This is a genomic window from Flavobacterium sp. (assembly GCF_044368625.1).
In the GTDB taxonomy this organism is placed as follows: Bacteria; Bacteroidota; Bacteroidia; order Flavobacteriales; family Flavobacteriaceae; genus Flavobacterium.
The window spans coordinates 1-9,834 of the sequence record NZ_JBIPPD010000122.1; the positions used below are offsets into that span (position 1 = coordinate 1).

11 protein-coding genes are annotated in these 9,834 nt (G+C 35.9%); 2 read left to right on the plus strand and 9 right to left on the minus strand.

All coding sequences use genetic code 11. The features are described from left to right. Positions 1-1,865: trypsin-like peptidase domain-containing protein (locus ACIQ2X_RS10080; protein WP_396178804.1), on the minus strand; the 1,865-nt coding region annotated here is incomplete at its 3' end. Positions 1,866-1,956: 91 nt separating this feature from the next. Between ACIQ2X_RS10080 and ACIQ2X_RS10085 the strand changes: the two genes are divergently transcribed. Continuing rightward, complete coding sequence (locus ACIQ2X_RS10085) at positions 1,957-2,598, plus strand: O-methyltransferase (RefSeq protein WP_396178805.1); 642 nt, start codon at positions 1,957-1,959, stop codon at positions 2,596-2,598. On the opposite strand, the gene ACIQ2X_RS10090 is transcribed toward ACIQ2X_RS10085, so the two are convergent. The 8 genes from ACIQ2X_RS10090 to ACIQ2X_RS10125 form a co-directional block, all read right to left on the minus strand. Next, a complete protein-coding gene (locus ACIQ2X_RS10090) occupies positions 2,593-3,183 on the minus strand; it encodes a phosphatase PAP2 family protein (RefSeq protein ID WP_396178806.1) in 591 nt (196 codons plus the stop codon). The genes ACIQ2X_RS10085 and ACIQ2X_RS10090 overlap by 6 nt on opposite strands. Before the next feature lie 3 nt (positions 3,184-3,186). Further along, entirely contained in the window at positions 3,187-3,558 is a 372-nt protein-coding gene (locus tag ACIQ2X_RS10095) for a twin-arginine translocase TatA/TatE family subunit (protein WP_396178807.1), read from the minus strand. A gap of 68 nt (positions 3,559-3,626) precedes the next feature. After that, entirely contained in the window at positions 3,627-5,858 is a 2,232-nt protein-coding gene (locus ACIQ2X_RS10100) for a M1 family metallopeptidase (RefSeq protein WP_396178808.1), read from the minus strand. Positions 5,859-5,907: 49 nt separating this feature from the next. Continuing rightward, entirely contained in the window at positions 5,908-6,414 is a 507-nt protein-coding gene (locus tag ACIQ2X_RS10105) for a DUF6702 family protein (RefSeq protein WP_396178809.1), read from the minus strand. Positions 6,415-6,426: 12 nt separating this feature from the next. Then, positions 6,427-7,215 carry a hypothetical protein gene (locus ACIQ2X_RS10110; RefSeq protein WP_396178810.1) on the minus strand — a complete coding sequence of 263 codons (789 nt, stop codon included), beginning with the start codon at positions 7,213-7,215 and terminating at the stop codon, positions 6,427-6,429. A 32-nt stretch (positions 7,216-7,247) separates the two neighbouring features. Beyond that, the gene (locus ACIQ2X_RS10115) at positions 7,248-8,018 is read right to left on the minus strand and encodes a hypothetical protein (protein ID WP_396178811.1); all 771 of its coding nucleotides are present in this window, start codon (positions 8,016-8,018) and stop codon (positions 7,248-7,250) included. Then, on the minus strand, positions 8,008-8,718 hold the full coding sequence (locus ACIQ2X_RS10120; protein WP_396178812.1) for a hypothetical protein: 711 nt from the start codon (positions 8,716-8,718) through the stop codon (positions 8,008-8,010). The genes ACIQ2X_RS10115 and ACIQ2X_RS10120 overlap by 11 nt, the downstream gene beginning before the upstream one ends. Beyond that, positions 8,705-9,469 carry a hypothetical protein gene (locus ACIQ2X_RS10125; RefSeq protein ID WP_396178813.1) on the minus strand — a complete coding sequence of 255 codons (765 nt, stop codon included), beginning with the start codon at positions 9,467-9,469 and terminating at the stop codon, positions 8,705-8,707. Before ACIQ2X_RS10125 ends, ACIQ2X_RS10120 begins: the two co-directional genes overlap by 14 nt. A gap of 111 nt (positions 9,470-9,580) precedes the next feature. Here ACIQ2X_RS10125 and ACIQ2X_RS10130 point away from each other — a divergent pair, with 111 nt between their 5' ends. After that, positions 9,581-9,703, plus strand: a complete 123-nt coding sequence (locus ACIQ2X_RS10130; RefSeq protein ID WP_396178814.1) for a hypothetical protein — start codon at positions 9,581-9,583, stop codon at positions 9,701-9,703. Positions 9,704-9,834: the final 131 nt, after the last annotated feature.

Sequence of the window (9,834 nt, forward strand, 5' to 3'; positions counted from 1 at the left end):
TTAATCTCGAATGTGTAGCAACCATCAGCAGGTAAACTAATGGTTTGATTGAATGTCATGTTATCGGCATAGTTACTTCCTGAAGCAATTACAAGATTGTTCGCATTTTTAATAGACCAACTTGTATCTTCACCATAATTATCGGTATTTAATTGAAAAACAACTTGGGTAGTTTGAAACGAGCTTACGGTAGTGAATGTTTTCGAACTTGAATTATCATTATTAGACTGATCGGCAACACCATTAGGACTTTCAATAACTGCATTAAAAACATTGACACCATTAGCAACTGTTAACGTTCCAATCGCGACATCTGTACTTTGTCCTTGCGACAAGCTCCCCGTCCAATTGAATGTTGTTTGTGGATTTGAATTCAAATTGTATTTCAAAGTTGCCGATGTTAATGTATTGGTTCCGCTATTGGTGATTTTAATAATTGGATTAATTTGATTTCCGCATAGAGGTGTATTGATTCCGTTGATATCTACCTTTGCATTTATTGCAAAAACCTGTGCTGTAGGATACACATCTGTAGTCATTGCGTTCGTATTGGATGGATCAAGCCAATCCTTTAAACGTGTTGCTGCTGTTGTACCTGTATTCCACGAAACATCCAATCTTCCATAATCATCGGAACCTCCGTTATCCGTAATTCCGGTACAGGCTGCTGAACCTCTCCACAATTGACCAATTATCCGACCTTGATTATTAAAAAGTGGCGACCCCGACGAACCGCCCTCAGTTACTCCTTGAGTCCAATCATCTACCCGCCAATAATTTCCATCGTCATTAAAAGAAGTTGGCGCTCCATTATCGAGACATACTTTCATAATGGCTCCTGTGGGATGATGAATGCCGAAAACCGACGGAGGTGCAGTGGTGCTTCTGTCCCAGCCTGCCCAAGTTAGCTCCCAGGTTGATGGAATTGGGTTGTTTATTTGTACCAAGCAAAAATCAGATGCTGCACGTCTGGCTTTCAAAGTTGCACCACTAATTGTTAAATAGGTTGTGGTATTTGTGCTTGGCAAATTTTGAGCACAAACAGGATTTGGACTGATCCATTTGAAACGAAAAGACCACGTTGCTGGATTGGAATAACAATGGTTTGCGGTTAAAAAATAGGGCGTACCGTTGTTACTCGTATTGTTGATTAAAGCACCCGTGCAAAAACTATTGTTATTGGTTATCATTAATCCAACCGATTTTTTATTGATGTCTTTCAAAGTGTCAATACTTCCCATTACACAATCCACATCGTAGTTACATTTTCCAGCGGCATTCAAACCGTCGTCAACTCCTTTTAAATTCTCATCTGAAGTTCGGTAACCGTGGACAACTTTAAAAAGCTCTAATTTTCCTTTATTGATTTGACTTTTAGGCTCATAATATTCCAAGTAAATATCTGCTCCACTTACCAGCCACGTTCCTAAAACACGTTGTTCATTATTTTGTTTTGAATCGTAAGCACCTAACAAATCGGTTCTGGAATTGTTGTACAAATACAAAGTCGCTCCTTCAGGCATGTAGAAATCACTGAAAATAAAATTCATCGTTTTTGCACCTTTGGATTGAAAGCGAATGCGCCAAATGCGATCGCCGTTTTCAAGTGTGGTCCAAGATCCTGAATTAGTAAGATTATAATCCACCACAATTTCTTGACCAAAACGCCACGGTAAATCCTTACGTTGGTCGTTAATGGCATCTTCTTGGGTCAATTTTTCCAAATCAATTTCAGGAAGTACGATGGGAGTTAGCTTTGGCTTAGAATCTAAGCTCCAACTTACTGGTTGACCCAAATTGCTGACTTGTGATTTTGCTCCTAAAAGTGAAAAAAACATTAGGAAAAGTGCTATTTTGAATTTCATTTCATAAAATTTTTAAATTTTGTTGTAAAAATATAAAAATTAGCCTTCAAATTTTAAAATTTTGATTCTTTATCTTTGCAGAAAAATAACGATGCATTTTATATCAGAAGATTTGGAAAACTATGTGGCAACGCACTCTCAAAACGAGCCAGCACTTTTAGTTGCTTTAAACCGCGAAACCCATCAAAAAGTGTTGCAACCACGTATGTTGAGTGGCCATTTTCAAGGCCGGGTTTTAAGTATGCTTTCTAAATTAATTCGTCCGTTACACATTTTAGAAATTGGCACTTACACGGGTTATGCAACGCTTTGTTTGTGCGAAGGAATGCAGGATAATGGCACAATTGACACCATTGATATTAATGAAGAACTGGCGTGGATACAACAAAAATATTTTGATTTATCGGCGTGGAAACAGCAGATTAATCGGCATATTGGTGATGCTATTGAAATTGTACCAACGTTAGAAAAAAAATACGATTTGGTTTTTATTGACGCGGATAAAGAAAATTATTTGAATTATTTCGAATTAATTTTGCCAAAAATGAATGCTGGAGGAATTATATTGTCCGACAATGTTTTGTGGAGTGGAAAAGTGCTAGAAACTCCCGACCCAAAAGACATCAGCACTAACATTCTAGTAGAATACAATAAAAAATTACAACAAGACCCTAGAATTGAGACTGTTTTATTACCTATTAGAGACGGATTAACGGTAAGTCGCGTTTTATAAAGTGGCATCTAAATGTTCTCGATTCGGAAAGTAATGATCCCGAACTCGCTTGTAAACCTGTAGTACGAGAAGAGCCATCAAGATTCCCCATAAATAGCCGGCCAAAATATCGGCAGGATAATGTAAACCCAAATAAATTCGGCTATAAGCGAAAACTAAAGGCCAGAGAAACATGATTTCGATATACTTTACTCGTGTTTTTAAAACGGCAAATAGAAAAAAAGCTGCAGCCATAGAATTGGAGGCATGTCCGGATATAAAACTAAATGTATGACTGGTGTGAACCGCTCGTATAAGTCCATTTAAAGTAGGGTCACTTCCTGGACGAAGGCGTTCGAAACGGTATTTAAACAAGTGATTGGTTGTTTGATCGGTGATCAATAGGAGTAACGCAATCATTCCCAAAATCAATAACGAATGACGCCAGCCGTAATGCTTGAACACTAAATAGAGAATGATTAAAAATATCGGGATCCAATTGAACTGTTTAGTTACAAATAACCAAAATGCATCCCAAGTTTCGTTTCCTAAATTGTTAAGAAAAATTAAAACATCCCGGTCTAAATTTAAGAGAAATTCAACCATAATCTAGCGTTGTCTTTTAATAGGCCCCGTCAAATCGTCCAAATTTTCCTTGGCTTTTAAAATTTCGGAATCAATATCTGTCGTAATACTTTTTACATCGAGGGAAGAATTTGCTGTAAAATCTTCCTTTAAACCGTCCACATGTTCTTTCAAACCTTGAAATTCGGTATCAAAACCGCTCGTTAAACTTTTTTTATCAAAACCGTTTTCTTCGGCACTCTTGGTTATTTCGTTTTTGATTTCGTCGGTTGCATTTTTTAACTGAGTAATTCCTTTGGCCAGCGTTCGTGCAATTTCTGGTACTTTATCGGCACCAAAAAGCATAATAGCTATCAATATTATGACAAATATTTCCGAACCTCCTATTCCAAACATAATTTTTTATTTACGATGCAAAGTTACAAAGGAACTTAACTACAAATTGCGAATTAACACTTTTTTTATCAGTCAAATTTGGAGGGGGTTTGCTCTTTAGGCCACGTATTATTGGTTACATCAATGTCGGCGGTTTCCAAATCGGCATCCACAATTATTTTTATAATTTGTTTTGAAGTTGCAAAGGTACGTGTAACTTGAGCGTCGTTCATTTGCCAAACTTGAGCGGGAAAACGGTGTTTTTCGACAGTTCCATCAGCCAAAATTAAATCTACAAGTAATGGCATCACTAAACCTCCGGGTTTGTCAAAAGTAACTTGGTAAAAGTAATTTGGATTGTTGAGTGCTTCAATTTCTTTTTTTGTAAAATTAGCTTCTAAATATTCTTTTAAAGGCTTTATTTCTTTCACATTTGCTGATTTTGTTCGATCAGCACCTTCTAATTCGGTAGCATAAACCATTGGCCCCGTTAGATTAAATCGACGTCTTCTTGAGGGTTGCTCCACTTTAGTGCCTTCGGGCAATTTGTCTGTAACGGTAAATTGTTTTACCTCTTTGATACCGATATCATTATAATCCGTAGAATAAAACCAACCTCTCCAAAACCAATCCAAATCAACCGCAGATGCATCTTCCATTGTTCGGAAAAAATCCTCCGGAGTCGGGTGCTTGAACTTCCATCTGTTAGCATACGTTTTAAATGCATAGTCAAACAATTCAGGTCCCATAACGGTTTCACGCAAAATATTTAAAGCCGTTGCTGGTTTTCCATAGGCATTGTTTCCAAACTGTATAATACTTTCTGAATTGGTCATAATGGGTTCCAAACCCCTTTGATCTCCTTTCATATAAGGAACAATCAATCGTGCGGGACCCCGTCGGCTGGGGTAATTTTTCTCAAAAGTACGTTCTGCCAAATATTGTAAAAAAGTATTCAAACCCTCGTCCATCCAAGTCCATTGTCTTTCGTCCGAATTGACAATCATAGGAAAATAATTGTGTCCTACTTCATGAATGATAACGCTTATCATACCATATTTTGTTTGATCGGGAGTTTTACCGTCTGGTCCGGGACGTCCAAAATTCCAGCAAATCATGGGGTATTCCATACCTTGATCTTCGGCATTTACCGATACCGCTTTTGGATACGGATAATCAAATGTATAGCTTGAATAACTTTTTAATGTATGTGCTACCGCCCGAGTCGAATATTGTTCCCATAAAGGGTTACCTTCTTTTGGATAAAGTGATTCGGCCATAACCGTTCGATTGCCCAATTTGACTGCCATAGCATCATATATAAATTTTCGAGAAGTAGAGATTCCAAAATCCCGCACATTCTCAGCTTTCCATCGCCACGTTTTGGTTTGGTTTGAAAATCCTTTCTCTGCTTTTTCTGCTTCCTCTTGCGTGACAATTATTACCGGATTATCAAAACTTTTTTCGGCAAGAGCCAAACGTTTAAGTTGTTCGGCAGTAAAAACTTGTTCTTTATTTTGCAAAACGCCCGTAGCATTCATAATGTGATCGGCAGGAACGGTAACATTAACATCATAATTTCCGAAAGTCAGTGCAAATTCGCCACTTCCCCAAAACTGCATGTTTTGCCAACCTTCTACGTCATTGTAAACCGCCATTCTTGGAAAAAACTGCGCTAAAACATACAAATTATTGCCGTCTTTTTCGAAATGTTCATAACCGGATCGGCCTCCTTCGACCATATAATTATTGATATTGAACCACCATTTTATCGTAAAGACCATTTTCGAACCGTGCTTTAAAGGTTCTACTAAGTTAATTCGCATCATGGTTTCGTTAATGGTGTACGAAAGTGCTTTTCCTTTCTCGTCCGTAACCGACATGATGTTGAATCCTCGATCCGCAGGTTGTTCCAAATATTTTTTAGAAAATCCATTCACACTAATGGCATCATCCATATAGGAACTGCCTTTTTTCTTGGTAACTGAATTTTTATTACTTGAATTTTGATCCAACTGCAACCATAAATATTCAAGCGATTCTTTTGCATTGTTGTGGTAGGTGATGGTTTGTACTCCAGACAAACGGGCTAATTTGTCATCCAAGACGATGTCCATTTTATAATCAGCTTGTTGTTGGTAATATTCAGGACCGGGTGCTCCAGAAGCCGTGCGATACATATTGGGAGTGGCCATCAAATCGTACATTTGACGAAATTTATTGGTATCTAACTTTCCTTGTTGTTTTTCAGGAACTGTTTGTGCACAGACAATCGAAGCCGTTAACAACAAATAAATACTAGAAATACGGTATAACTTCATGTGGAACTATTTTTAAAAAGTTTTAAAAGTAAGCAAATAATTTTAAATTTTACTTCATACGAATGTTTTCAACAAAATAGTCTCCGGTGAAAATGTAATTTCGTTTTTTGTTGTAAAAATGGGTTTGTATGATGTTTTGCTGATCGGAATACAATTCCAACAATGCATTATTGAAAATTTTGAGTGTTTGAATTTTTTTCACGTCGTTGATTTTCAAGTAAAGGATAACCACATTATTTTCGATTTCTTTATTGTGAAAAATAATTTTTTTGTCATTTCCGTCGATTGCAACGCGGAGGTGTTTGATCATGTATTTTTCAAGTAAAACTAAATCTTCAGCAGTTTCCGATTTTTCGCCAATATTCGTTTTGGTTTTAAATTCGTATTCCAAGGCCAAATTTAAATCGTCGATAAAAATTCGAGCTGTAATTTCGATTCTTCTTTTTTCTGGTGCGATATCAACTTGATAAATGGAAACATAAAATTTGTGAAAATGAAACGAACTCAATACCGTGATTAGTAAAATACCTGACAGCAATATGTGTTTTTTACTCATGCTTCAAAAATACTATTCTTTTTTTAAATTCCTAAACTCTTGTTTTTTTTGCTCTAAAAATCGAATTAATTCAAAGTCGTTTGCTTGATTGATGAGTTCTTTTGATTTGGGATCACTTTCGCAGAAACTTAAAAAATAAACTTGTTCTGATTGCTCAATTTTCAACGTATTTCTGAAAAAATCGTCCGAAAATCTGTTTTTTACTACCACTGAAAATCTAGAAACATCTTTATTTCTCAACTTTTCCGCTTCACTTTTTCTAAAAGATCGCACTAACTTTCGACCAATTTTTGCAAAGTCCATCATATAGGTATCGTCCAGATATCCCGGCATTAGTTTATTGTCGGGCGTCGATTTCTCATCGTTCGTGTACAACTGGTCAATAGTTGCTAAATTATCAACATTTGCTGTTAATTGAGTAATTTTAATGTTATCACTGTCTTTTTTAAGGTCACCACTCAATGCATTAGGATTGATTACCACTTCATCCAAGGTAGCAACTTGGCTTTCAAGTTTTATTTTCAATACCTTAAATTTCAAGTCGGATTCTTTTAAAACAAGCACTTGACGTGGAAAATTGAATCCTGAAAACACTAATGTATCTTTGACACGAGCTAGAATTTGAAACGTTCCATCTTCGTTAGAAACGGCAGCTGTATTTGCGGTTTTATTAGTAACTAAAATATCATCAACCGACATCGCTTCAGAAATTAATTGACCTATTAAGATTTCTCTTGGCAATTTTTGAGCGGTCAAAGTGGTGCCTATTAGTAACAGAAAAAATAGTAATTTATTTGTCATCGTTTGGTAGGTTTTTGTTCTTTTCCTAATAATTATTTTTCAAAAGTAACGTCCTTATTGTTTAAATCTTTGAACTCTGTTGACAACCGGAATAAATTAAAGTCCATTCGTGCTTTATTCTTACTTTTAATGGCTTCGATCAAAACAGCATCGTAAATTGCATAATTTTTGAAACTACCCAAATATAAGGATTCAATTTCTAATTTTTCAGTAAAAAAATCTTCCGTGTAATAATAATCCAATTTTTCTAACAAAATTTGTTTTTCTTCTGCTTTTAGGGCTCTTTTAAGCATTGCTGTTCGTCCAGAAATCCAATTCATCAAAGGATCAAGGCCAATGGATCCGCCGGCCATTGTTCCTGCATATAAGGATGGATAAAGTCCAGTAGCAGTTTGGAGTCGTCTTTCGGCAGGAGTATATTGTTTTGCCGATCGGGCCAAAATTCCTAAATCTACCGCATTAATTTTGGAATAGTTGCTGATTTCTACCACATCAAGTTGTTCTATTTTAGCGGTCATTTCAATGGAAATTGTTCCGTTGTTGTAATCCGATTCTTCTACAATTTTTCGCATGTAATCTAAAAATTCAGCAGAAAAAACCAATAAATCTTCCGGTTTTGCAAGGATTTCGAAACGTCCTTCTGCATCGGTAAACGTTTCTTTTTCATTGACCAAATTCACTACCCGAATACCGTTTAGTTTTGAATTTTTGACTGCAATTTTACCTTGAATAAGTTTCTGTTTCTGCGAAAAAGCAGGTACAAAAAAAAGCAAAAGCAGCAACATTAATAATTTACTTCGCATCTCGAATGGCTTTATAGTCAGACGCTAATTTAATCATAAAAAAAGTTATTAGAAAAGAATTGTCACCCTTTAATGCCTCCATAAATTTAAAATCTTCGACAATAAAATAATGAAAACCAACAATTTCTTCTTTTGGAATTTTGAGCGTTTCGACATAAAATGTTTCATCAAAAAGTCCGTCCAACTTTTCAAGACCAAACTGTTTTTTTTCAATCTCTACACCGTCTTTCAACATAGACGTTCGTCCCGAAATCGCGTTAAGCAATCCGTCCAAAGGAGAACTTGTAGCACCATACAATCGGCGTTCGGCGACTGTATATTTTTTAGCCGGTTTGGATAAAATTCCTAATGACACGGCATTGATTCGGCTGTGGTTGATAATTTCTACTTCGTCTAACATTGTTAATTTAGAAGTCATTTCTACATAAATAACTGCATTTTTGATGTCTTCAACTTCCACAATTTTTCGCATATAATCCAAATGATTTGCGCTAAAAACCAGTAAATCGTCCGCACGAACTTCCAAATTAAAAACACCATTTTCATCGGAAACTACCTCTTGCTCGGTACTCAAATTGATAACATGAACGCCGCTCGGTTTGGCATCTGCCACCCGAATGATTCCTTTAATAAGGGCACTTTTCTGTGCAAAAACAATGCTTTGTACAAAAAGTAAAACGATGATACTACTGCTTTTCATTTATTGATTTTTGGTTTTTGAACTCGCTGTACTTTTGAATCAAATAAAACAACATTTTATTGCGATCGCCAGCATCCATCATTTTTTTAAAATCGTCCGCGTCCAAGACATAGTAGGTAAATTCCATTAAATCATCGCCTACTATTTTTAGATTAGCAACCAACTCTTCTTCTGGAAATAGCGACTGAAATCGAAGCAAACGCTTTTGATTTCGCTCTAAAACCAGTTCTTTTTTCAATCGTTTTGTCTTTCCATTAATCGCATTAATAATTAGATCGACGGGTAGTGTACCGCCTAACAAACCTAATAGATGAATGGGTTTAAAATCGCCCGCTGTTTTCAATCGCCTTTCAGCTGGAGTGTAACTTTTAGCAGGTTTCGTTAAAATTCCCATATCAACAGCACTGTATGATTTTTTGTTTACAATTTCGACTTCGTCCAAAACAATGCGTTTGGCCTTCATGTAGACCCTAAACTCACTTTGAATAAAATCGGAATTTGAAACTATTTTACGTACATATTCCAAGTTGGGAGAAGCAAAATCAATCACGTCTTCCGGTTGAGCCAATAATGTAAACGAACCGTCCGCATTGCTTTTTACTTCTTGTTCCGTATTTAAATTAAGAATTAAAACATCTGCTGAACTCGCATCAGGAACAATTATCCGACCGTTCATCTGCTTTCTTGATTGAGCAGTTGACAAAGTGGATAAAAAAAACATTAGAAAAGGTAAAGTAATTTTTGTTCTCAAATAGACCCATTTACAAGTTTGCAATATATTGTAAATATATCGGTAAGAATTCCAAATTAAGTCCCAATAGGATTGTAAAAATTTGTTAATTAAAAATAATTCGTTTCAAAAATGACACGTAAGATATTTACCTTTGATTCAAATTTAATGTATGAAATCGCCATTAACGACACGTTTGCGTATGCAATTGAATTATCATCGAACACCGATGAAAACTATAAAATTGTGAGATAAACACCAATAAATAAAAGCGATACCCTATATGACCGCTAAAAAATCACTTTTACATATATGAAAAATTTAATTATAGCCAGTACTTCTACGTTACATGGAGGCGGGTACCTAGAGTACATTTTACCTGAGTT

What these genes read in the sequence shown, in the direction of transcription:
- ACIQ2X_RS10095 (WP_396178807.1), bottom strand. Translation starts at nt 3,558, where the DNA reads ATGTTTGGAATAGGAGGTTCGGAAATATTTGTCATAATATTGATAGCT.
- ACIQ2X_RS10090 (WP_396178806.1), bottom strand. Translation starts at nt 3,183, where the DNA reads ATGGTTGAATTTCTCTTAAATTTAGACCGGGATGTTTTAATTTTTCTT.
- ACIQ2X_RS10105 (WP_396178809.1), bottom strand. Translation starts at nt 6,414, where the DNA reads ATGAGTAAAAAACACATATTGCTGTCAGGTATTTTACTAATCACGGTA.
- ACIQ2X_RS10085 (WP_396178805.1), top strand. Translation starts at nt 1,957, where the DNA reads ATGCATTTTATATCAGAAGATTTGGAAAACTATGTGGCAACGCACTCT.
- ACIQ2X_RS10120 (WP_396178812.1), bottom strand. Translation starts at nt 8,718, where the DNA reads ATGAAAAGCAGTAGTATCATCGTTTTACTTTTTGTACAAAGCATTGTT.
- ACIQ2X_RS10110 (WP_396178810.1), bottom strand. Translation starts at nt 7,215, where the DNA reads ATGACAAATAAATTACTATTTTTTCTGTTACTAATAGGCACCACTTTG.
- ACIQ2X_RS10115 (WP_396178811.1), bottom strand. Translation starts at nt 8,018, where the DNA reads ATGCGAAGTAAATTATTAATGTTGCTGCTTTTGCTTTTTTTTGTACCT.
- ACIQ2X_RS10100 (WP_396178808.1), bottom strand. Translation starts at nt 5,858, where the DNA reads ATGAAGTTATACCGTATTTCTAGTATTTATTTGTTGTTAACGGCTTCG.
- ACIQ2X_RS10130 (WP_396178814.1), top strand. Translation starts at nt 9,581, where the DNA reads ATGACACGTAAGATATTTACCTTTGATTCAAATTTAATGTATGAAATC.